21 protein-coding genes are annotated in these 22,970 nt (G+C 62.0%); 14 read left to right on the top strand and 7 right to left on the bottom strand.

Annotation, left to right across the window (positions count from 1 at the left end):
• Positions 1-123 precede the first annotated feature (123 nt).
• The 8 genes from ccoN (at position 124) to ccoS (ending at position 8,098) form a co-directional block, all read left to right on the top strand.
• Positions 124-1,734, top strand: a complete 1,611-nt coding sequence (gene ccoN / locus ACNQ62_RS16460; protein ID WP_243252057.1) for a cytochrome-c oxidase, cbb3-type subunit I — start codon at positions 124-126, stop codon at positions 1,732-1,734.
• Between the two features lie 5 nt (positions 1,735-1,739).
• Positions 1,740-2,576: a cytochrome-c oxidase, cbb3-type subunit II gene (ccoO, locus tag ACNQ62_RS16455; RefSeq protein WP_081781294.1), complete on the top strand. Its 837-nt coding sequence runs from the start codon at positions 1,740-1,742 to the stop codon at positions 2,574-2,576.
• Between the two features lie 10 nt (positions 2,577-2,586).
• On the top strand, positions 2,587-2,775 hold the full coding sequence (locus ACNQ62_RS16450; RefSeq protein ID WP_009824400.1) for a CcoQ/FixQ family Cbb3-type cytochrome c oxidase assembly chaperone: 189 nt from the start codon (positions 2,587-2,589) through the stop codon (positions 2,773-2,775).
• Positions 2,772-3,677, top strand: a complete 906-nt coding sequence (gene ccoP / locus ACNQ62_RS16445) for a cytochrome-c oxidase, cbb3-type subunit III (protein WP_418095331.1) — start codon at positions 2,772-2,774, stop codon at positions 3,675-3,677. Before ACNQ62_RS16450 ends, ccoP begins: the two co-directional genes overlap by 4 nt.
• A 96-nt stretch (positions 3,678-3,773) precedes the next feature.
• Positions 3,774-5,381: a cytochrome c oxidase accessory protein CcoG gene (ccoG, locus tag ACNQ62_RS16440; RefSeq protein WP_418095330.1), complete on the top strand. Its 1,608-nt coding sequence runs from the start codon at positions 3,774-3,776 to the stop codon at positions 5,379-5,381.
• Positions 5,362-5,832: a FixH family protein gene (locus ACNQ62_RS16435; protein ID WP_168592446.1), complete on the top strand. Its 471-nt coding sequence runs from the start codon at positions 5,362-5,364 to the stop codon at positions 5,830-5,832. The genes ccoG and ACNQ62_RS16435 overlap by 20 nt, the downstream gene beginning before the upstream one ends.
• The gene (locus ACNQ62_RS16430) at positions 5,829-7,949 is read left to right on the top strand and encodes a heavy metal translocating P-type ATPase (RefSeq protein WP_418095329.1); all 2,121 of its coding nucleotides are present in this window, start codon (positions 5,829-5,831) and stop codon (positions 7,947-7,949) included. The genes ACNQ62_RS16435 and ACNQ62_RS16430 overlap by 4 nt, the downstream gene beginning before the upstream one ends.
• Entirely contained in the window at positions 7,946-8,098 is a 153-nt protein-coding gene (gene ccoS, locus ACNQ62_RS16425) for a cbb3-type cytochrome oxidase assembly protein CcoS (protein ID WP_418095328.1), read from the top strand. The genes ACNQ62_RS16430 and ccoS overlap by 4 nt, the downstream gene beginning before the upstream one ends.
• Positions 8,099-8,209: 111 nt before the next feature.
• Here ccoS and ACNQ62_RS16420 read toward each other — a convergent pair whose 3' ends face one another.
• The 6 genes from ACNQ62_RS16420 to ACNQ62_RS16395 are packed head-to-tail and all read right to left on the bottom strand — an operon-like array spanning position 8,210 to position 15,481.
• Positions 8,210-9,577 (bottom strand): FAD-dependent oxidoreductase, encoded by a 1,368-nt coding sequence (locus ACNQ62_RS16420; RefSeq protein WP_418095327.1) that lies wholly within the window; start codon positions 9,575-9,577, stop codon positions 8,210-8,212.
• Positions 9,564-10,424 (bottom strand): isocitrate lyase/PEP mutase family protein, encoded by an 861-nt coding sequence (locus ACNQ62_RS16415; RefSeq protein ID WP_009824166.1) that lies wholly within the window; start codon positions 10,422-10,424, stop codon positions 9,564-9,566. Before ACNQ62_RS16415 ends, ACNQ62_RS16420 begins: the two co-directional genes overlap by 14 nt.
• On the bottom strand, positions 10,421-11,023 hold the full coding sequence (locus ACNQ62_RS16410) for a cysteine hydrolase family protein (protein ID WP_418095326.1): 603 nt from the start codon (positions 11,021-11,023) through the stop codon (positions 10,421-10,423). The genes ACNQ62_RS16415 and ACNQ62_RS16410 overlap by 4 nt, the downstream gene beginning before the upstream one ends.
• Positions 11,020-13,086, bottom strand: coding sequence for a hydantoinase/oxoprolinase family protein (locus tag ACNQ62_RS16405; protein ID WP_418095325.1), 2,067 nt, complete (start codon positions 13,084-13,086; stop codon positions 11,020-11,022). The genes ACNQ62_RS16410 and ACNQ62_RS16405 overlap by 4 nt, the downstream gene beginning before the upstream one ends.
• Positions 13,083-14,777 carry a hydantoinase B/oxoprolinase family protein gene (locus ACNQ62_RS16400; protein WP_180829693.1) on the bottom strand — a complete coding sequence of 565 codons (1,695 nt, stop codon included), beginning with the start codon at positions 14,775-14,777 and terminating at the stop codon, positions 13,083-13,085. Before ACNQ62_RS16400 ends, ACNQ62_RS16405 begins: the two co-directional genes overlap by 4 nt.
• Positions 14,774-15,481, bottom strand: a complete 708-nt coding sequence (locus ACNQ62_RS16395; RefSeq protein ID WP_418095350.1) for a tautomerase family protein — start codon at positions 15,479-15,481, stop codon at positions 14,774-14,776. Before ACNQ62_RS16395 ends, ACNQ62_RS16400 begins: the two co-directional genes overlap by 4 nt.
• On the opposite strand from ACNQ62_RS16395, the gene ACNQ62_RS16390 reads away from it, so the two are divergent.
• The 6 genes from ACNQ62_RS16390 (at position 15,482) to ACNQ62_RS16365 (ending at position 21,237) form a co-directional block, all read left to right on the top strand.
• Positions 15,482-16,297, top strand: coding sequence for a GntR family transcriptional regulator (locus ACNQ62_RS16390; protein WP_340238716.1), 816 nt, complete (start codon positions 15,482-15,484; stop codon positions 16,295-16,297).
• Positions 16,294-17,691 carry a 3-isopropylmalate dehydratase large subunit gene (leuC, locus tag ACNQ62_RS16385; RefSeq protein WP_418095324.1) on the top strand — a complete coding sequence of 466 codons (1,398 nt, stop codon included), beginning with the start codon at positions 16,294-16,296 and terminating at the stop codon, positions 17,689-17,691. Before ACNQ62_RS16390 ends, leuC begins: the two co-directional genes overlap by 4 nt.
• Positions 17,688-18,278 (top strand): 3-isopropylmalate dehydratase small subunit, encoded by a 591-nt coding sequence (gene leuD / locus ACNQ62_RS16380; protein WP_418095323.1) that lies wholly within the window; start codon positions 17,688-17,690, stop codon positions 18,276-18,278. The genes leuC and leuD overlap by 4 nt, the downstream gene beginning before the upstream one ends.
• A 78-nt stretch (positions 18,279-18,356) precedes the next feature.
• Complete coding sequence (gene dctP / locus ACNQ62_RS16375; protein WP_418095322.1) at positions 18,357-19,367, top strand: TRAP transporter substrate-binding protein DctP; 1,011 nt, start codon at positions 18,357-18,359, stop codon at positions 19,365-19,367.
• A 56-nt stretch (positions 19,368-19,423) separates the two neighbouring features.
• Positions 19,424-19,930 carry a TRAP transporter small permease gene (locus ACNQ62_RS16370; protein ID WP_005848588.1) on the top strand — a complete coding sequence of 169 codons (507 nt, stop codon included), beginning with the start codon at positions 19,424-19,426 and terminating at the stop codon, positions 19,928-19,930.
• The gene (locus ACNQ62_RS16365) at positions 19,930-21,237 is read left to right on the top strand and encodes a TRAP transporter large permease (RefSeq protein ID WP_009824156.1); all 1,308 of its coding nucleotides are present in this window, start codon (positions 19,930-19,932) and stop codon (positions 21,235-21,237) included. Before ACNQ62_RS16370 ends, ACNQ62_RS16365 begins: the two co-directional genes overlap by 1 nt.
• Positions 21,238-21,776: 539 nt before the next feature.
• Here ACNQ62_RS16365 and ACNQ62_RS16360 read toward each other — a convergent pair.
• Positions 21,777-22,906, bottom strand: a protein-coding gene (locus tag ACNQ62_RS16360; RefSeq protein ID WP_418095321.1) for an IS3 family transposase whose coding sequence is annotated in 2 segments (ribosomal slippage) — positions 21,777-22,675 and positions 22,675-22,906 — 1,131 coding nt in all. Because the reading frame shifts where the segments join, the coding sequence is not laid out codon by codon here.
• Positions 22,907-22,970: the final 64 nt, after the last annotated feature.

The following is a 22,970-nucleotide window of genomic DNA, read 5'->3' as shown; positions in this document are numbered from 1 at the left end:
CGCGTACCCGCCGATAGATTGACCCCTAAAATGCCCGGCAAGCCCGTGCCGCATTTGATCTAGATCAAGGCACCGCCCCTGCCGCCATGAGAACCGTGTCCCGAAATAAAGGGGATTCGGGATATGTTCGATACGCTCAAGTTGGTCGTGCTTGCGCTCATTGTGTTTTTCGCAGCTTTGGCGGCCGATTGGGCGCGGGATCCGGCCTATATGGTCCATGCGCTGCTGATCATGGTGATCGCCGCCGGCCTATTCTTCTGGCAACTGCGCAATATGCCGGTCGAGGGGGGCGCCGCACCCCATGCGCCGGCGCCGCAGGGCTATATGGACGGGCCGATCCGCTATGGCGTGATTGCTACGGCGTTCTGGGGTGTTGTCGGGTTCCTTGCGGGGACATACATCGCCTTTCAACTCGCGTTTCCCGCGCTGAATATCGAATGGGCGCAGCCCTATGCCAACTTTGGCCGTCTGCGTCCGCTGCACACCAGCGCGGTGATCTTCGCCTTTGGCGGCAATGCCCTGATCGCCTCTTCTTTTTACATCGTGCAACGCACGTCGGCGGCACGGCTTTGGGGCGGCAACGCTGCTTGGTTTGTTTTCTGGGGCTATCAGTTGTTCATCGTGCTGGCAGCGACGGGCTATCTGCTGGGGGCGACCCAATCGAAGGAATATGCCGAGCCGGAATGGTATGTCGACATCTGGCTGACCATCGTCTGGCTGACCTACCTCGCCGTGTTCTTCGGTACGATCCTGAACCGGCGCGAGCGTCATATCTATGTCGCGAACTGGTTCTTTCTGGCCTTCATCATCACCGTGGCCATGCTGCATGTGGTCAACAACCTCGCCATTCCGGTGTCGATCTGGGGCTCCAAATCGGTGCAGGTCTTTGCGGGCGTGCAGGATGCGATGACGCAGTGGTGGTACGGGCATAACGCCGTGGGCTTCTTCCTGACCGCCGGTTTTCTGGGCATGATGTACTACTTCGTGCCGAAACAGGCAGGCCGTCCGGTCTATAGCTACAAACTGTCGATCATCCACTTTTGGGCGCTGATCTTTCTGTATATCTGGGCCGGTCCGCACCACTTGCATTACACCGCCTTGCCCGATTGGGCGGCGACGCTGGGGATGGTGTTTTCAATCATCCTGTGGATGCCCAGTTGGGGCGGCATGATCAACGGCCTGATGACGCTCGAAGGCGCATGGGACAAGATCCGCACCGATCCGATCATCCGCATGTTTGTCGCCTCGCTCGCCTTCTATGGGATGTCGACCTTTGAGGGGCCGATGATGTCGATCCGCGCGGTGAACAGCCTTAGCCACTACACCGACTGGACCATTGGGCACGTGCATTCTGGTGCGCTTGGCTGGAACGGGCTGATCACCTTTGGCGCGCTGTATTTCCTGACACCGCGGCTTTGGGGCAGGGCGCAGATGCATTCGCTGTCGGCGATCAACCTGCACTTCTGGCTCGCGACCGTGGGCATCGTTCTTTACGCGGCGTCGATGTGGGTCTCGGGCATTATGGAAGGGCTGATGTGGCGCGAGGTCGATGCCAATGGCTTCCTTGTCAACAGCTTTGCCGACACCGTCGAAGCCAAATTCCTGATGTATGTGGTCCGTGGTCTGGGCGGGGTGCTCTACCTCGCGGGGGGTGCGGTGATGGTCTGGAACATGTGGATGACCATCCGCGCCCCGCAAGCCCGCCCCGTCACCGTCGCCCTGCCAGCGGAGTAATATCAATGGCCAAGAACCCCCAAAGCCCCAACTATGACCCCGCTGACGATCCCAAGGTGGTGACCGCCAGCGAAGGGATGAAAAAGGGCAAAATCCCGAACGAGCTGCCGCCCGAGACGCAGACGATCACCTTCCACCAGCGGTTTGAACGCAATGCGACGCTGCTGCTGATCGCCTCTCTCGGGGTGGTGAGCATTGGCGGCATCGTTGAGATCGCGCCGCTGTTCTGGCTGGAGAACACGATCGAGAAAGTCGAAGGCATGCGACCCTATTCGCCGCTGGAACTGGCGGGGCGCGAGATCTATGTGCGCGAGGGCTGCTATGTCTGCCACAGCCAGATGATCCGCCCCATGCGCGACGAGACGGAGCGTTACGGCCATTACAGCCTCGCCGCCGAATCCATGTATGACCACCCGTTTCAATGGGGCTCGAAACGCACGGGGCCGGATCTGGCGCGGGTCGGTGGGCGCTATTCGGACGAGTGGCATGTGGACCACCTGATGGACCCGCAGTCGGTCGTGCCGGAAAGCGTGATGCCGAAATACGCCTTTCTGATGGAAGCCAAGCTGGAAAGCGAGGATGTGACCGATCTGCTGGCGACCCACCGTATGGTTGGCGTGCCCTACACCGACGAGATGATCGCCAGCGCGAGCGGAGATTTCCGCATGCAGGTTGACCCGATGGGGGATTATGACGCGCTGCTGGACCGCTACCCCGGTGCGCAGGTGCGCGACTTTGACGGGCAGCCCGGTGTCAGCGAGATGGATGCCCTGATCGCCTATCTGCAAATGCTCGGGACGTTGGTCGATTTTTCGACCTTTGTGCCCGACGCCACCCGCTGAGGAGCCCGCCATGGACACCTATTCCTTCCTGCGTGAACTGGCCGACAGTTGGGCCTTGCTGATCCTGACGCTGATCTTTCTGGGGGTCATTGCTTGGGCCTATCGCCCCGGCTCGCGCGCGCTGCATGATGACGCGGCGGATGTGCCGTTTCGCAACGACGACCCCGACCAAGCCCGCCAAGACGGAGCCCACCAATGACCGACAACCGCAAGATCGACCCCACCACCGGCACCGAAACCACGGGCCACAGCTGGGATGGCATCGAAGAGCTGAACACACCCCTGCCGCGGTGGTGGCTTTGGACATTCTACGCCACCATCGTCTGGGGCGTGATCTATACCATCCTCTATCCCGCATGGCCTTTGGTTTCGGGGGCGACGGCGGGGCTGTTGGGCTATTCCACCCGTGGCGAGGTCGCGGCTGAAATCGCGCGTGTCGATCTGTCGAATGCCGATCTGACGGAAAGCCTGATCAACGTCGATATGGGGGTTCTGAAAGACAACGAAGAACTGCACCGTTTCGCCGTGCAGGCGGGGCGTTCGGTCTTTGCGGCGAATTGTTCGCAATGTCATGGCGCCGGGGCAGGGGGCGTGGTGGCCTCTGGCTATCCGAACCTTCTGGACGACGACTGGCTCTGGGGCGGTACAATGGCCGAGATCGCCTATACCGTGCGCCACGGCATCCGCAACGAGGATGACGCCGACGCGCGTCTTTCGCAGATGCCGTCCTTTGACTGGCTGGGCGCTGCGGAACTGGACGCCACGGCCCATTTCGTACGCAGCCTTTCGGGGCTCGCGCATGACGAGGCAGCGGCCCAAGCGGGTGCGGATATCTTCGCCACGAATTGCAGCGCGTGCCACGGTGAGACGGGCCTTGGGGATCGCGAGATCGGCGCGCCAAACCTTGCCGATGCGATCTGGCTGCGCGGCGGCAGTCACGAGGCGATTATCCAACAGCTGAAAACGCCGCGCATGGGGGTCATGCCGCCCTGGCAGGCGCGTTTGGGCGAAGCCGATGTGCGCGCTGTGACGGCCTATGTGCACGGTCTGGGCGGGGGGGAGGCCGCGATGGACACGGCGCAGGATACGCCTGCGGATTGAGCCGCAGCACAAAAAGACCTGTTGTTTGATGCAGATCAAAGCGGCCTGCGCCCCACGGGTGTAGGCCGCAAGACACAACCCCGGAGCCCCCCGCACATGTCCAACGCCGCCCCCCCGCTTTTCGCCGCGCGCGAGCCGATCTTCCCCCGCCGGGTGAGCGGCTTTTTCCGCCGGCTGAAATGGGTGATCCTGATCCTCACGCTGGGGGTCTATTACGTCACCCCGTGGCTCCGTTGGGACCGAGGGCCGAACCTGCCGGATCAGGCGGTTCTGGTCGATCTTGCCAACCGGCGTTTCCATTTCTTCTGGATCGAGATCTGGCCGCATGAGTTCTATTTCGTCGCCGGACTGCTGATCATGGCGGGGCTGGGGCTGTTCCTGTTTACCTCTGCCTTGGGTCGGGTCTGGTGTGGCTATGCCTGCCCGCAAACCGTCTGGTCTGACCTCTTCATGACTGTGGAGCGCTGGATCGAGGGCGACCGTAACGCGCGCATCCGCCTGCACAATGCGCCGTGGAGCCTGCGCAAGGCGCGGTTGCGGGGGGCGAAATGGGCGGTCTGGTTGCTGATCTCGGTGGCGACGGGCGGGGCTTGGGTCTTTTACTTTGCCGATGCGCCCAGTCTCGCGCGCGACCTTGTGACCCTGCAAGCCGCACCCGTCGCCTATGCCACCATCGCCGTGCTGACCGCCACGACCTTTATCTTTGGCGGCTTCATGCGCGAACAGATCTGCATCTACATGTGCCCCTGGCCCCGCATCCAAGGCGCGATGATGGACCCCGGCACGCTGACCGTCGGCTACCGCATATGGCGGGGGGAGCCGCGCGGGAAGGGTGGGGTGAAGCGCCAGCAAGCCGCCGCCGCCGCGATTGGGAGCGGCGATGCCGTGGCGCGCTATGGTGCCGCGCTGGACATAAACTCCGCCGGAGATCGCCAGTCGCGCAGCGGCGACGTGCTGGGGGATTGTATCGATTGCAACGCCTGTGTCGCGGTTTGCCCGATGGGGATCGATATCCGCGAGGGTCAGCAGATGGAGTGTATTACCTGCGCCCTCTGCATCGACGCCTGTGACGATGTGATGGCCAGGATCGGGCGGCCACGGGGGTTGATTGACTATCTGGCGCTGGATGACGAACCGCCAACCGCCCCGCAAGAAAGCGCCGCAGTCGCGGGGTATGCCGACGCCCCCGCCGGTGACGTTGCCGGTGCCACGCTGCCCCCGTGGCAGCCCAAGCCGCTTTGGCAGCATGTCTTTCGACCCCGCACGATTGTGTACACGACGGCATGGGCCGCCATCGGTGTGGCGCTGGTCGTAGCACTTTTCATCCGGCCCGAAATCGACATGACCATTGCGCCGGTGCGCAACCCGACCTTTGTCACCCTATCGGACGGGTCCATCCGCAACGCCTATGACATCCGCCTGCGCAACAAACACACCGAAGCGCGGGATTTCAGAGTGTCGCTGGTGGCCGACAGCCCCTTGGAACTGGCGCTAGAGGGCGCAAGTAACGCCGTGGTCAACGTGCCCGCTGACACCAGCCGGTTGCAACGTGTCTATGTGATCGCCCCGCCGCAGACACCCGCCGCCCGCGCGCAGCGCAGTGACCTGCGCCTTTGGGTCGAAGATGTCACCTCGGGCGAGCGGGCCTATGGCAATACAATTTTCAACGGAAAGGAAGGATCTGATGAGCGTGGTACAGACTGAGCGCCCGCTGACCGGCTGGCATGTGCTGGCGATGTTTATCGGCGGTTTTTCTATTATCATCTCGGTGAACCTCGCGCTGGCGTTCAACGCGGTGCGGACTTTCCCCGGCAAAGAGACCGAGTCGAGCTATGTCGCCTCGCAGAACTTCGACACCGACCGCGCCGCACAGGAAGCTTTGGGCTGGACCGTGCGGACGGCGCTGACCGACACGACGCTTAGGCTCTCTGTGACAGATGCGGGCAATCGCGTGGTAAGGCCCGAGATCATCTTTGCCACATTGGGGCGCGCGACGACGGTGGCGGATGACATCATGCCGGAATTCAGCTGGGACGGCACCGCATGGGTTGCCCCCGTCACGTCGGGCCCCGGCAACTGGAACCTGCGGATAGAGATGCGGGCCGCTGACGGTACGCTCTTTCGGCGCCGCATCCCGCTGCGGGGCCTGCGATGACCGTCGCTGCCTGTCCGGGCTGTAACGCGCTGGCCCCATCTGTCGACACCGCGCGCAGGGGCGTGGCCGACACCGAGGCGGCGGTCTACCTTGCGCTGCCGCAGATCCGCTGTGCCGCTTGTATTGCGGGGGTCGAAGGGGTTTTGGCCAAGCTGCCGTCTGTGAAAGCGGCGAGAGTAAACCTGAGCGCCAAGCGGGTGCGCCTTGTGCTCGCCCCCGGGTGTGACGCCAGCACCGCCCTTCAGGCCTTGAACGACGCAGGCTTTGACGCGCATGAGCTGGACGCGACCGCCCTGCGCCCCGCCAATGACGACGCGGGGCGGCGCCTGCTGGCCCGTGCTGCGGTGGCGGGCTTTGCGATGATGAATGTGATGGCGATCTCTGTCGCGGTCTGGTCGGGGGCCGGGGATGTGACACGGGTGATGTTCCACTGGGTCTCGGCCGCAATAGCACTGCCCGCGCTGGCGTTTTCTGCGGTGCCTTTCTTTGCCTCGGCATGGGGTGCCTTGCGGGCGGGGCGGGTGAACATGGATGTACCCATTGCGCTGGCGATCCTGCTGGCCGCTGCGACATCGCTTTATGAAACCTTTGCGGCACGCGGGGCGCATACATGGTTTGATGCCGCGCTGTCCTTGACGTTTTTCTTGCTGGTGGGGCGGTATCTTGAACACCGCGCGCGGGCGACGGCGCGTTCTGCCGCAGCAGAGTTGACGGCGCTGGAACTGCCGCGCGCCACCCGACTGACCGCAACAGGGCGCGAAACCGTGGATGTCGCCGTGCTGATGCCGGACGACCGGATCGCATTGGCCGCAGGGGCCCGTGCGCCTGTGGATGGCATAGCTGAAACCGCCGCAATGGTGGACCGCTCTGCCCTGACCGGAGAGGCGGACCCCGTCGCTTTGGCGGCAGGGGATCTGGTCTGCGCGGGCGAAGTGATCCTTGGCGCACCGCTGACACTACGGGCCACGCATCGTGCCGAAGACAGCACCCTGCGCCATTTGGCGGCCCTCGTCGAGGTCGCAGAGACCGGCAAGCACCGCTACAGCGGGATCGCGGACCGCGCCGCGCGGCTTTATGCGCCGGTGGTGCATGGTTTGGCCGCGGTGGCTTTCGCGGTCTGGTGGGCGCTGACGGGGGATCTGCATCACGCCATTGCGGTGGCCACCGCGACGTTGATCATTACCTGCCCCTGCGCCTTGGCGCTTGCCATTCCGGCAGTGACGGCGGCGATGACGGGGCGGCTGTTCCGCGCGGGCGTGCTGCTGAAATCGCCCACGGCGCTGGAACGGCTGGCTGACATCGACACGGTCGTTTTTGACAAAACCGGCACGCTGACCGAAGGGGTGGCTGTTCTTCCCGCGCTTGATCCCGACGCCGCGTCAGTTGCCTTGAGCTTGGCCCAAGCGTCGCACCACCCCGCGTCCCGTGCGCTGGCGGCGTCCCTTGCGGGGCGGGCTCCTGCCGACTTGCGCGACGTGGTCGAGGTCGCAGGGCAGGGGGTCACCGCCCTTTGGAATGGTGAGCCCGTGGGGCTGGTGCGCGGAGAGGACGGGCCCGAGCTTCATCTGCCCGATCGGTGCATCCCCCTGCCGCTGACCGAGACCCCGCGCCCCGGCACCGCCGCCTTGATCGCCGCGCTTTGCGCCGGCGGGTGCCAGGTCGCGATGATCACCGGAGACACATCGGCCCGCGCCGCCGCCCTTGCCGTAAAACTTGGGATTGATCAGATACATGCCGGTGTCTTGCCCCACGAGAAAGTCGATCTGGTGCGTGGCATGTCCGAACAGGGCAGACGGGTGCTGATGGTGGGCGACGGGCTGAATGACACCGCAGCGCTTGCCGCCGCACATGCATCGCTCGCCCCCGGTTCGGCGCTGGATGCGGCAAGGGTCGCCTCGGACGGCGTCATTCTGGGGGGCACTCTCGGCACGGTCGCGCAGACCCTGAGCCTGGCACGTCGGGCGCGCAGCCGCATCAGGCAGAACCTCGCCCTCGCCGCCGCCTATAACTGCGTGGCGATCCCGGTCGCGGTCATGGGCTTTGCCACACCGCTGATGGCGGCGGCGGTCATGTCTTCGTCCTCCATCCTTGTCGTTCTGAATGCGCTGCGTCGATGAATATTCTGATTGTCCTCATCCCCGTTTCCATATGCCTCGGCGCAGCAGGGCTGATCGCCTGTCTGTGGACATTACGCAGTGGTCAGTACGAAGACCTGGAGGGCGATGCCGCGCGTATCTTGCTGGAGGATGATGAGGGGTTTGAGTGAGTTTGTGCGTGTCTGCTTTGACGGACAGGCCAGTCCAGAAAGCCCACACCATACGCCCAACGGCACAGCGGAGCGGGTCTGAAGGGTAGAAGAGATTTGCTGAGCAAAACCCTATCCGCGCCCCGCGATGTACCCGAGCGTGACAGCCGCGAGCAAGCCGTTGCCCGACAGATAGCCGCTGTCGCCCTTGCCCGATACCCCGCAAGCGGCGCCTCCTGCGGCGTATAGATTGTCGAATGTGCCACCCTCTGCCCTGCGCACCTTGGCCGTCGTCGGGTCAACCTCAAGCCCGCCTTGCGTGTGAAACAGCGCGCCGGTCACCTTTACTGTGCAGAAGGGGGCGGAAAGGGACGCCGCACCCCATGTGCGGCCAAAGGCATCCCGCCCGCCCGCCGGAATATCAGTGATCGTTTTCGCCAAAACATCTGCGGGCAATCCGACCTTTGCAGCCAGTGTTTCGACCGTATCCCCTGTGATCACCGCACCTTGGGCCTCGGCGTTCTTGAAATCCTCGAACTGGCGGGCAATCTCGGCGATGCGAGCGTCGAATATGGTCCATGCCACGCCGTCAGGCTGCGCCAGCACGGCCCGCGCCGCTTCGGAGTAGCCTTGCGCTTCGTTCCAGAACCGCTTGCCGGTCGTATTCACCTGAACGCCGCCTTCGGTGATTGTGGCCCATGTGATCAGGATGCCATGAGGGTGGGCGACATTGCCGTGCCCCTGATAGGCACCCAGATGACGGCGGCGGGTGCCAAGCGCCTCGCCCCAGCTGATCGCCTCTCCGCGGTTGCCGTCATGGCCGAACCAGATCGCGTCCGCGATATCCGGCATGTGGTGGGCGACCATGGCGCGGTTGCCACCGAACCCGTTGCACGCAAGGATCAGCCGGTCGCAGCCGATATCTTCGCCGCTTTGGTCAGGCAACGACACCCGCGCCCCCGCGAGTGTTGCCCCTGCCGCATAAAGCCGAATGGCGCGGCGGTTGCAGATCAGCGGGATATCAAGCGCCTCGATCCGCGCGCGCAGGGCGTCGATCAATTCGCGCCCCGACCGTGAGGGCAGCCCGTGCATCCGCCGTTGGCTGTGACCGGGGTAATCAAAGTCACGCACGAGGGAGAACGGCAGCCCATGTGTTTCGACAAGCCAGTCGATGACCTGAGGGGCGGTGCGGGCCATCGCGGTGACCAGCGCATCGTCGTTTTCGTGGTGCGCCTTGGCCTGAATGTCGGTGGCAAAACCGTCGGGGCTGTCACTGGTCCCCGCGTCCTTTTGCAGGCGCGTCCCCGCCGCGGGGATCAACCCGGCGCTCAGCGCGGTAGAGCCTGTGGGGATCGCGTCGGCCTCTAGCAACAGCACATCCTGACCCGCCTCATGCGCCGCCAGCGCCGCGATCATGCCGCAGGCCCCCGCGCCGATGATCAGGGTTTCGACCTCTAGATCGAAAGCCGACGGCGGGGCGGCGACATCAGGATTTGCCATCGAACCGCTTTCCAAGGGCCAGCATCTCGGGGGTGCCAATCGCGGCATTCAACCCGTCGAAATCATGCATCCGGTCGGAAAACGCTTTGTTAGAGCCGGTTGCTTTCAGGCTCGCGTAATAGTCCTGCGCCGATTTCGCCAAAGCGCGCACGATGCCGCCGGGGAAAATCACGATATCGAAACCCATATCCTCTAGCGTGGTCGCCGAAGAGATCGGGGTCGCGCCGCCTTCCACCATATTGGCCAGCAGGGGGACACGCCCCTTGAAGGTATCGGCGATGCGCGAAAGCTCTCCGCTGTCGCGAGGGGCCTCGATGAACAATACATCGGCACCGGCGTCGATATAGCTGCCCGCGCGATCAATCGCCGCGTCAAAGCCTTCTACCGCGATGGCGTCGGTGCGGGCGATGATCAGCGTATCGTGGCGGCGCGCATCGGCCATCGCGGCGATTTTGCCGGCCATTTCCTCTTTCGGGATCAGAGACTTATCAGACAGATGGCCGCATTTTTTGGGGTAGGTCTGGTCCTCCACCTGCAAAGCAGAGGCCCCCGCGCGTTCATAGCTTTGCATCGTGCGCCGCGCGTTCAGTGCATTGCCGAAACCGGTGTCAGCGTCCATGATCACCGGCAGGTCGGTGCGATCGGCAATCAACGCCATCGTATCGGTCATCTCGGAGGCGGTGCTGAGCCCGATATCGGGGCGGCCCAAACGGGTATAGGCAACCGCTGCACCGGAAAGATACAGCGCCTCGAAGCCCGCGTCGGTGGCAAGGGCGGCGGTCAGCCCGTCATAGACACCGGGGGCGATCAGAATATCGGGGGCGGTCAGGCGTTGGCGCAGGGTCATTGGGCACCTCCGACAGCGGCGGTGGCCTCGGCGCAGGTCATCACCTGCGTCACCGACCCCAGCGAGGTCAGCGTCGCCTCGTGCACGTCCTGTTTGAACGCGGCGCAACCGTCCGACAGCAGCACCGTATGGATGTCGCGCAGATGGGCATCCCGCACGGTACTGGCGACACCGCCGTTGGTGACGATCCCGCCGATGATCAGCGTGTCGATCTTCATCGCGCGCAGCACATATTCAAGCCGTGTCTGGTAAAAGGCGGAGTAGGCGACTTTCTCGATCGTGAAATCCGCCGGGGCGAGCGTATCTACCAGCGCGTGGCCAAAGCCGCCCGGGGTAAAGTCGCCCTTGGTCAGGAAGGGGCGCAGCTTCTTGAGATGCGCGGCGATCAGCGGTTCGTCATCGCGCCCCGGTACCAGCGTGAACTGCGCCGAGATATAGGTGCCGCCCGCCTTGGTCAGCGTGGACTTGAGCGGCGCGATCCGGTCGGGCAGGGCGAGGATGCTCTCGGCCCCCTGACCCGCACGGCCATAGGCACCTTCGGGATGCAGGAAATCATTTTGCAGGTCGATGGTCAGCAAAGCGGTCGTGGCAGGGGTCATGCGGTGGCCCTTTCGATCAGAGTGTTGCCGTAGGCGTCGACTTTGCCGACCAGTCCGGGTTCGATCAACACGGTTGTGTCAGGTTGTTCAAGGATTGCGGGGCCGGGGACTTCGGCCCCGACCGGCAAGGAAAGACGGTGATAGAGCTTCGTTTCGTGCCATTGACCGTCAAAGTGTACCTGACGCGTGCCTTTCAGCGCGTCTTCAACGCTGCCACCGACAGGGGCGAGCGTGGACAGATCAAAGCGCGGGCGCCGTCCGGTGATGGCAGAACGCAGGTTGATCACCCGTCGCGTGCCATTCTCAAGCAGCCGCCCATAGGTGGCGCGGTAGGCGCTGTCGAATGCCGCCGAGATATCGTCCTCTGTTGGGGGTGTCACTGTGCCATCGGCCACGGTCACCGGCAGCGTCACCGATACCGTATGCGTCTGGCCGAGATAGGCCATATCAAGCGTGAACTCCGTATCGCGCCGTTCAAAATGGGTGCGCGCGGCTTCAAGCGTGGCAAGCCCGTCATCAACGTGGGTTTGCATGAAACCAGTCAGCGCCCCAAGGTCGATGCCCGACAGAGTCGAGTTGATGGTTTGCACGAAATCCTGCCGCATATCCGCGATGACGCAGCCCATGGCAGATGTTACCCCCGGGTAACGCGGCACGATGGACCGCGCCAGACCGACCTCTGCCATCATGGCACCGGAATGCAAGGCACCACCTCCACCAAAGGGCATGAACGCAAAGCGTTTTGGATCAAACCCACGTTCGATAGAGACAAGTCGCAGCGCGCCGGCCATGCGGCTGTTGGCCACGCGCAAGATCGCCTCGGCGGCTTGCAGCGCGTCCAGCCCAAGGGGGGTGCCCACATGTTCAAGGATCGCGGCCTTTGCCGCCTCCACATCCAGCCGGTCCAGCTTGCCGCCGATGGGGTTGTCGGGATCAATACGGCCCAGAACGACATTGGCGTCGGTCACAGTGGGGCGCGTGTTCCCCTGACCGTAGGCGACAGGGCCGGGCGTGGACCCGGCGCTTTCCGGCCCGATGTTCAGCAAGCCGCCCTTATCGACCCAAGCGATAGAGCCACCGCCCGCGCCGATTGTCGTAATCTCGATCATGGGGGACCGGACCACCATGCCAAAGTCGATCGAGGTCTGTTGCGACAGCATCGACTGGCCTTTGGCGATCAGGCTCACATCGAAAGAGGTGCCGCCCATGTCGCCGGTGATGATATCGGGAAAACCGGCGGCTTCGGCGATGTAACCCGCGGCGATGACCCCCGCTGCCGGACCCGACAGCGCAGTGCGCACGGGCAGACGCGCCGCGGTCGCCGCATCCATCACCCCGCCGTTGGACTGCACGATCATGAACTCGCCTGCAAACCCGTCCTGTTTCAGCGCGGTTTCAAGCCGCGCGAGGTAGCCAGAGACTTCGGGTTGCAGATAGGCGTTCAACGCGGTGGTAGAGAACCGTTCGAACTCGCGGATCTCGGGCAGGATTTCGCTTGAAGCCGAGACATGGGCATTCGGCCACATGGCGCGCACGGCTTCGACCGCCAGTCTTTCGTTTTCGGCATTGGCATAGCTGTTGGCAAAGAGGATCGCACAGGCAAGACAGCCCTGATCCAGCAGCTCTTGCGCGGCGGCTTGCACCGCCTCGAGGTCCACCGCCTGACGGATCGTGCCATCGGCAAGCGTGCGTTCCGGTACTTCAAGGCGCAAGGCGCGATCGACAACGGGCGTGAAGTCCCCTCGCAGCCCCCAGGTGCGCGGCCGGTCACGGCGGCGCATTTCCAGCACGTCGCGTAGGCCCATCGTGGTGATCACGCCGATCTTGGCGCCTTTGCGTTCCAGCAGCGCATTGGTGCCGGCAGTGGTGCCATGTACGACGACTGAGACAGTCGACAGATCATCGACCCGCGATCCGATGCCCGACAAAAAGCCCGCCGATTGGTCGGGGCGCGAGGTGGGAACCTTGGCAACCTGCGCGCTGCCTGTTGCCTCGTCCAGAACGAAAATATCGGTGAAGGTGCCGCCGACATCGACGCCGATCATGCGGTTTGCGCTGGTCATTGGGTCACCTCTTTCCAGTCTGGGCCATAAGTCTGTGTCGCGTAGTCGGGTGTCAGCAGGCCACCCGCCACGTCGCGGGCCACATCGGCCGCAGCACGGTTTGCGGGCGCGCCATAGCCGCCACCGCCGGGGGTATCGAGCCGTACGGACTGGCCGCGTTGCAGCTTGATGCCCACCATTTTCGAGGCCATGGGCGGGGCGTGCCAGCCGTCGTCTTGTTCGTACTCAAACCGGTTCAGCGCCGCGTCGCCCCCGCCTGCGACCCCTTTCGGCGCAAAGCGTCCGCGTTCGCCGAACAGAAAGGCGGTGGCGGATTCCTCAAGCACTTCGATCTCGTAGGTGGCCCCCATGCCGCCGCGATGCTGACCCGCACCGGCACTGTCGGGGCGCAGCGCCCATTGTTTGAACATCACCGGATAGGCGGATTCGAGGATTTCCATCGGGGGGATGGTCGCGGTGGAGATCGGCGCATTGCCGTGGTTCAGCCCGTCCCCTTCGGGAGAGCCCCCATGCCCGCCGCCGTAAAAGCTGAACATCACCCAGGGTTGACCATTCGCGCGTTTGCCCGAAATCGACAGCGCGTTGATCGTGCCATACGCGTTGGCAACCACACGGTCCGGTGCGGCCTGCGACGCGGCGGAAAAGATCACATCGACCATCCGCAGGATCGTTTCGGTATAGCCGCCGACCGGCGCCGGGAAGGGGGCGGACAGCAGCGACCCTTCGGGGATCTTCACCTCGATCGGGCGCATCACACCGGCGTTGGCGGGCAGGCTGGGAAAGATATGTTTGATCGCGACATAGGCCGTCGCCACCGCCGTGGGAAGCGCGATATTGACCGGCCCTGCACAGCGGTCTGCCGTGCCGGTGAAATCCAGCAGCATCTGATCGCCCTTGATCTCGAGCGCGACCTTGATCGGCAGCGGCGTATCGGTGATGCCGTCGTTATCCAGAAAATCCTCTGCCTCCCAGCGTCCATCTGGCAGGTCCGTCAGTTCTGTCCGCATCAGGGTTTCGGCGCGGTCCTGCAACGCATCCAATGCCGCGCGCACAGTCTCGGCACCGTATTCCGCCAGCAGCTCGTCCAGACGTTTTTTGCCCAGATCAAGCGCGCCGAGCTGGCCGTTCAGATCGCCTTGGGCCGATTGCGGCAGGCGGGTGTTGCGCATCAGGATGTCGATAATGTCGGTCTGGACCTTGCCCGCTTTGGCAAGACGCACAGGGGGCAGCACGAAGGCTTCCTGGAAGGCGTCGGTTGCGGCGGGGTTGTAGTTGCCCGGCACCGCGCCGCCCACGTCATGCCAATGCCCGACCGAGGCGAGATAGCAAAACAGTTTGCCGTCGTGAAAATAGGGGCGCACCAACCGCATGTCGGACAGGTGCGTGCCGCCCAGATGGGCATCGTTGAAGATATAGATGTCGCCGTCTTCCAGATCGCCATTCTCGGCCGCTTTGTCGATCACCGCCTTCACGGCAAATGACATCACCCCGACAAAGATCGGCAGCCCGGACTTGCCCTGCACCAGCGTGTCGCCCGACACCGCATGATACAGCCCGTGCGAGGCATCATGTGCTTCGGCAATGATCGGGTTAAAGGCGGCGCGGAACAGGGTTGCGTCCATTTCGTCGGCAATCTGTTCCATCCGTCCGGCCAGAACGGCCAGTGTAATCGGGTCGATGTCTTGGGTCATGGTTGGGCCTTTGTTTCTGCGATGTCATTCCAGACGTCTTGGCGGGTGATGAAGCCGTCGGTGACTTCGAAGCGGTCGATAAAGCGAATATCGGAAAAGGCGGTCCCGTCGGGCCATTCGCCTGAAAGCGTGCCGTGGCAATAGACGACCGTGGCCGGCCCGTCGCCGGGCGCAAGATCAATCGAGCGAATGGTTTTCTTGACGAAGCGATAGCGCGGCGCGGCCCACTCCAGCAGATCATCAAGCTCTGTCATAGGCGCGGCACCGGGGAGGTGCATGGTGAACCCGTCGCCTAAAAGCGTGCGGGCGGTAACGATGTCGCGCTGCTCCATCGAGTGCAGGTATCGCGCCACCATCGACGGGGCATCCGGCAGGGCGGGGGCGGGCGACCGGTGCTGGCCGCCGCGCATATAATCGGTGGCGGGCATCTCCTTGATCATCACTGTCACCGCATCCGGTGTCGCGGGAATCACCGTGCGGGCGGCATTGGTCAGCGCCTTGCACAGCCTTGTTTTCTGGGCTGCGTCATACCCTTGCAGCACATGAATCTCGATGATCGGCATAAAGCCTCCTGCGTCAGATCTGTATTTTTTGTAATACAGATAATTAAATGTGCATAGATCAAATAATTTGATTTTTGTCAGATAGATTTCTTGCTTTTGAAAAAACTCTTTGTAGGGTTGGAAAGGATTGGAAGGATTCAAATGACACTTCAAAGCACATCTTCGAAGGGCAGGGGGCTTCCCGAAGGGGGTAAGGCGCGGCGCGTTTACCTGCATCTGCACGAAGAGATCATGCGCGGCGTCTACGCTGCCGGTGCGGTTTTGCCCGGCGAGCAAAAGCTGGCGGTGACGCTGGATGTATCGCGGGTGACCGTGCGCCGTGCGCTGGACGCGCTGGAAGGGGACGGGCTGATCTTGCGCCGTGCCGGATCGGGGACGACTGTCTGCGCACCCAAGGTGCAGCCGGCACTTGCCGCGGATTTCAATACGTTGATGCCGCAGTTGGTCGAGATGGGGCAGAACACCACCGCGCGGCTTTTGTCCTTTAGCTATGGTGCCGCGCCGGGCAGTGTGGCCACCGCGATGGGGCTGGATGCGCAAGCGCGTGTACAAGTTGCGGTGCGTCTGAGGTTGGTGGAAGGGGAGCCGTTTTCCCACCTGACCACTTGGGTGCCCGAAGATATCGCACATAACTATACAGAGGCTGAGCTGGCGACGACGCCGCTTTTCCGCTTGCTGGAGCGGTCTGGCGTCAAGGTTGCTTCAGCCCATCAAACGGTAAGCGCGACCCTCGCGTCGCCCGATGTGGCGGATGCTTTGGGGGTCAGTGTCGGCGCGCCGCTGCTGTCGCTGGACCGTGTGGTCAAGGATGAGGATGGACGCGGGGTTGAATACCTGTCTGCGCTCTACCGCCCCGATATGTTCCGCCTTGAAATGGCGCTGAGCCGTGTCGGCGCAGGCGAGGCGCGCCATTGGGAACCGGTGGTGAAACCGGGCCGGAAGGGGGCCGCAGAATGACCGCGCCGCAGACCCTCTTTGGCAAGCTTTGGGCCGCACATGAGGTGATGCGACGCGATGACGGCACGTCACTGCTATGGGTCGATCGACATCTGGTGCACGAAGGATCGCACCACGCATTTGTGAAACTGGAGAGCCGCGGCATGAAGGTCGCCGCCCCTGATCTGACCTTTGGGGTCGTCGATCACTATGCCCCCACCCGCGCCGGTGAGATGGCGGCGGATATCCGGCGGATGATCGACACATTGGGGCGCAACGCCAAGGCACAGGGCATCCGGCTATTCGATCTGCGCGATCCGGGGCAGGGCATTGTGCATGTGATCGGCCCCGAACAGGGGCTGACCTTGCCGGGGCTGCTGATCAATTGCGGCGATAGCCATACCTCAACGCATGGGGCCTTTGGTGCGCTGGCCTTTGGCGTCGGCGCGACAGAGGTGGCGCATATTCTGGCGACGCAGACAATCTGGCAACAACGGCCCAAAACGATGCGGATCACCGTGGACGGCGAACTGGGGGCCGGTGTCACGGCCAAAGATCTGGCGCTGCACTGGATCGCAGAGCTGGGGGCCGATGGGGCACGCGGCCACGCGATTGAATATGCCGGCCCCGCTGTCCGCGCATTAAGCATGGAGGGGCGCCTGACGCTGTGCAATCTCAGCATCGAAGGGGGTGCGCGGTTGGGGTTGGTGGCCCCGGATCAGGTGACATTCGATTATATCAAAGGGCGCAACTTTGCCCCGAAAGGCGCGGATTGGGAGGCGGCCCTGCGGGACTGGTCCCAGCTTGCGACTGACAAAGATGCCCGTTTCGACCGCGAGGTTGCACTCAACGCCAGCGATATCGCGCCAACCGTGACCTGGGGCACCTCCCCCGAAGAGGCGCTGCCCATCACCGGACATGTCCCTGATCCGGCGCGGCTGTCGGGCAGCAAACAGGCGCAGGCGCGCGCGGCGCTGGAGTATATGGCGCTGCAACCGGGAATGGCGCTGGACCAAATTGCGGTGGATCAGGTGTTTATCGGATCGTGCACCAATGGCCGGATCGAAGACCTTCGTCTTGCCGCCAAAGTATTGGCGGGGCGCAAGGCCGTCGTGCCGGGGTTGGTGTCGCCCGGATCGGCGCAGGTCAAGAAACAGGCCGAAGCCGAAGGGCTGGCCGACGTGTTTACCCAAGCGGGGCTTGAATGGGCTGCATCGGGCTGTTCGATGTGTGTCGGCATGAATGGCGATCGGGTCGAGGCCGGCAAACGCTGCGCGTCTTCGACCAATCGTAACTTCAAGGGCCGTCAGGGACGCGGGGCGCGGACCCATCTGATGAGCCCCGCGATGGTCGCCGCCGCCGCAGTTACCGGACATCTCGCCGATGTGCGCCCGCTGCTGGAGGGACGCACATGACCGGCTGGACACAGATCAATGGCACCGCCGTCGCGCTGCTGCAGGAAAACGTCGACACCGATCAGCTTATACCGGCGCGCTTTATGTCGGCACCGCGGGCTGACGGCTATGGCAAGTTCCTGTTGCACGACCTGCGTCAGGATGCGGTGGATCATGTGCTTGATCGCCATGCGGGGGCAGATGTGTTGATCACGCGGCGCAACTTCGGCAGCGGCTCAAGCCGCGAGGCGGCGGTCTATGCGCTGGTTGATTTCGGGATCAGGGCCGTCTTTGCCCCAAGCTTTGGCGACATCTTTCAAAGCAATGCTGTCAACAATGGACTGCTGCCCGCCCGTCTGAGCGATGCAGAGATTGACGCCCTGCTGGACGCGATCGGCACCGATGCTGTCAGCGCGACAGTGGATTTGGAAAAATGTGCAGCGGTGATCGCGGGGCATACCCTGACGTTCGAACTGGATCCCGTCTGGCAAGAGAAACTGGTGAACGGTTGGGATGATATCGACCTGACCGCCCAGCATAACGACCGCATCAAAGATTTTCGCACGGCACGGTTTGCCGCGCACCCGTGGGCAGTGCCCGCATCCTAAGGCGTGCTGATCCCCGCAAGAGGGACAGGACGGCAACATAACGGGGTCCAACAGCCCCACCAACCGGGAGTATATACGATGAAACAGACAATCCTTGGCGGTATCCTCGCCTCGACGGCGCTGACCACGGCGGCTTTTGCGCAAGAGACGCTGACCGCAGTACACGCCTTTCCTGAATCCCTGATCTATACCAAGTCGTTCCTTGAATTTGTGGACAAGGTGAACACCGCCGGTGAAGGCGTTGTGCAGATCGAAGTGCGCGGTGGCCCCGAAGCCATTGGCATGTTCCAGCAGCCCGACGCCGTCCGGTCGGGTGTGGTCGATATGGTCTATACGCCGGGCAGCTTTTACGCAGGGGCTTTGCCTGAAAAAGACGCGCTGGTCACATCTAACCTGACCGCGGTCGAAACCCGCGCCAATGGCGGGTTGGACCTGATCGATCAGATCCACCAAGAGAAGATGGGCGTCAAATACCTTGGCTGGTTCGATTCCGGCGTATGCTACAACCTGTGGACCCGTAATGAGCCCAGCCTTGACGCAGAGGGGAACCTGGATGTGTCGGGGCTCAAGCTGCGGGGCAACGCGGTCTATAACGCCTTCTTCACCGACTATCTGGGCGCGCAGGTGATCGATCTGCCCACAACCGAGGTTTATTCTGCGCTGGAACGCGGCGTGGTCGATGCAACAGGCTGGACGCAGATCGGCCTGATTGACCTTAAATGGAACGAGTTCCTGAACTACCGGATCGAACCCTGCTTTTTCTCGACCGATCTTGGCACGATTGTGAACCTCGACAAGTGGAACTCTCTCTCGGACGAGGCGCGCAAAATCCTGCAAGACGTGGCGATCGAGCACGAGAAAGGCTCGGCCGAGAAGCTGGGCGCGGTGCGTGATGAAGACTTTGCCAAGCTCGAAGAGGCAGGCATGACCGTTGTGACGCTGGAAGGGGAAGCGGCGCAAAACTATCTGGGAGCGGCGACAGAGAATACGTGGAACCGGATGAAGGGCCTGATGGCCGAAAGCCCCCAAGGCGACGGGAACTACGACAAACTGATCGAGCTGTTCTACGACGCGCAGAAAAATCAGTAAGCCAAATCTGGCGCGCTCTGATGGGGCGCGCCTGCTTTCGTTCAAAAGGGGCAGCCATGGCGCGTGTCGGACAAATTTACAGAGGTTTCCTTTACGCGATGGCGGGGATTGCCGGGGCCATGCTGGTGTGGCTGATGATTTCGGTCATTCTATCAGTGGTGATGCGCAACAGCGGGATGCAGCCCTTTGCGTGGCTCTTTACCTCTTCTGAATACGCGATCCTGTATATGACCATGCTCGGCGCACCTTGGCTGGTACGCGAGAAGGGTCATGTGCATATCGAACTGGTGACCGCGGCGCTGCCCGAAGCGGCGCGGCGCTTTGTCAGTCGGCTGGTCGCGGTGCTTTGTGTTGTCGTGTCCTTGATACTGGCGTGGAAAGGGGCAGAGCTGTGCCTGAACAACATCGCGCGCAATGATCTGGATGTGCGTGCGTATTACTTCCCGAAATGGATACTGACGCTGGCCTTTCCGGTCAGCTTTGGCCTGATGGCGATTGAATTTTCCCGATTTGTTTTTGGTGATGACCTGATGCACTCCGGCGAAGCAGGGGTACATGAATAATGGAATGGTTTGAATCGCTGGCCCTTTTGCTGGGCTCTATTCTGGTGCTGATGGCCATCGGGATGCCGGTTGCCCTGGCTTTTCTCGCAGCCAATATCGTTGGGGCGTGGTTCTTTATGGGCGGGGCCAAAGGGGTCACGCTGCTGCTGAATAATGGGTTCGGCGGGCTGACCAACTATGCGCTGGTGCCGATCCCGTTGTTCTTGCTGATGGGCGAAATCTTTTTCTACACCGGTTTGGGCAAGCGCATGTTCAATGCCATCGACCGTTTGCTGGGCAAGCTGCCGGGGCGGCTGTCCTATGTCACGGTTCTGGGCGGCACGGCATTTTCAACGCTGTCTGGGTCGTCCATGGGCTCCACCGCGTTGCTGGGCAGCCTGATGGTGCCCGAGATGACGGAACGCGGGTATAAAAAGCATATGTCCATCGGTCCGATCCTTGGCACGGGTGGTCTGGCGATTATCATCCCGCCTTCGGCGCTGGCCGTGTTGTTGGCAACCTTGGCGCGGATCGATGTGGGCGCATTGTTGATCGCGGGGATCATCCCGGGGCTCATCCTTGCCAGCCTCTATATCGCGACAATCTATATTCAGACCCGGATCGATCCTGACGCCGCCCCCGCTTACGAGGTTGAAGACCTGCGCTTTGGCCAGAAGATGCGCCTGTTCTTCGGCGATGTGGTGCCCATGTTGTCTGTCATGGTCGTGATCGTGATCGGTATGGTGGGCGGGCTGATCACCCCGTCCGAGGCCGCGGCATTCGGGGCGCTTGGCGTGTTGATCTTGGCCGTGGCCTTCCGTTGCCTCACATGGGACGCGATGAAGAAATCGGTGATCGGCGCGATGCGGGTGACCCTGATGGCCTATCTCATCGTCTTCGGGTCGGCTACCTTCAGCCAGTTGCTGGCGTTCTCCGGTGCTTCCAGCGGGTTGATCCGGTGGGCAACGTCGTTTGATCTGGCCCCTGTGGCGATGCTGCTGGTGATGTTCGGAGTACTGCTGCTGCTGGGTATGTTCATGGAGCAGATCTCAATGATGTTGCTGACCGTACCGATCTTTTTCCCGCTCGCCACAACGCTGGGATTTGATCCGGTGTGGTTCGGTCTGGTGATCCTGCTGGCGCTCGAGATCAGCTTTACCACACCGCCCTTCGGGTTATTGCTTTTCGTGATGAAGGGCGTCGCCCCCAAAGGCACAACCATGCGCGAAATCTACGGATCTGCCTTCCCCTATATGGGATGCTCGGTGCTGCTGGTGTTCTTGTTGATCCTGTTCCCGCAACTGGCGCTGTGGCTGCCCGGGATGTAGTCGGGCAGCCTATCGCCACGGGTACAATCCAAGCATCCCGCAAGTATCGCGCTGGAGCATCTATAAAGGTTAAGTGTGAGCGATACGTGAACCGCGACTCTTGTTGAGCTCAGGGTAGGGGCGTCATCGCATTTCCTCCAATGTTTTTTGGCGGAAGACTTCGGCTGGCGTTTTCCATCCAAGACACTTACGCGGCGTGTTGTTGAGGCGATCACAGATCACCTTCATATCGTGATCTGTGCATTGCCGGATGTCGCGTTTGCGGGGCAGCCACCTTCGAAGGCGTCGGTTAGTGTTCTCGACTGTGCCTTTCTGCCATGCGTTGCCCGGCAGAGTATCGCGTAGCGATGTCCCGAGAGGGGCTGGAGGGGTCGCAAAACCACGTTTGGGTTCCGATCTCGGCTTGTAGGTGTGGCCAACTGACAAACTCAGTTCCGCGATCAAAAGTGATGGACCGACGGGCTACGAGGGTGAGATCTTTGATGGCGCTCACGATCTTTCTGGACCTGTCACGGTTTTGTGCCGCCCCAAGTGCTCGTTTAAGCCACTTTCCTTTCGAAAGCGACGGGGCTTTTCCAGCCCAGTGCTGAGTGGCGGCGACGCGGATTGTAGAAGCCATTGATGTATTCGAAGATGGCCATCTCAGCCTTCCGCCGCGTCTTCCAAGGGTGCCGCCAAATCAGTTCAGCCTTGATGGTTTTGAAGAACGTCTCAACGGCAGCGTTGTCGTAACAATTGCCCCTCCCGCTCATCGATACTTTGAAGCCGTGCTGGCGCAGGATCTTCTGATAATCATGAGAACAATATTGGCTGCCTCGATCCGTGTGGTGGATGCAGTCTTTCGGCGGTGACCGGAATGCAATGGCCATCTGCAAGGCTCTGATCGCCAGATCGCGCTTCATGCGGTTACTGACGGCCCAACCAATGACCCGCCTTGAATACAGGTCGAGGATGACAGCCAGAAACAACCATCCCTCACGCGTCCAAATGTAACTGATGTCACCAGCCCACTTTTGGTTTGGGGCATCAGCGTTGAAGTCGCGATCCAACAGGTTTGGCGCGATATTGAACTTGTGGTCACTGTCTGTCGTGACCTTGTGTTTGCGTGTCCTGACAACTGATATGCCGTTCCGACGCATCAATCGGCCAACACGGCGGTGACCGATGTCCAAACCGATCTCTTTCAGCTCTTCTGTCATCCGTGGCCTACCATAGCTGCCCAAGCTGAGACGGGATTGCTCTTTGATGTGCGCCAACGTCACCATATCAGATCGCTGCCTGCGGCTGGCAGGGCGGCTGCGGAAGGCCCGCAAGCCCCGAGAGCTGACACCTACGACTTTGCACAAACGGTTCGCTGGAAAGCAATCTATGTGTTCTTCGATGAATCTAAATCTCATTGCTTTAGACCCGCGAAGAATTGGGTGGCTTTTTTTAAGATGTCCCGCTCCTCCTTGAGGATGCGGACCTCGCGACGAAGCCGGTCATTCTCTTGAGCCAGTCCCAAATCCTCTTTCGAGACCACATCTGTGTCCCGGTGCGCCGTGATCCATTTATTCAGCGTCAACATTCCGACACCCAGATCATCAGCAACTTGCTGGCGCTTCAACCCACTGGTCAGTGCGATGCGCACCGCATCCTTGCGAAATTCATCCGTCCGTTTCAGTCCCATAGTCAGTCTCCTTTGGTGCAGTAAATGCTATCAAAGGAGCGGCATCAAACCGTGACAGGTCCAT

Source organism: Sulfitobacter sp. SBS6 (assembly GCF_048285585.1).
Lineage (GTDB): Bacteria > Pseudomonadota > Alphaproteobacteria > Rhodobacterales > Rhodobacteraceae > Sulfitobacter > Sulfitobacter pontiacus.
The sequence above is the reverse complement of the archived record's forward strand: the minus strand, read 5'-3'. Positions and strand labels throughout refer to the sequence as shown.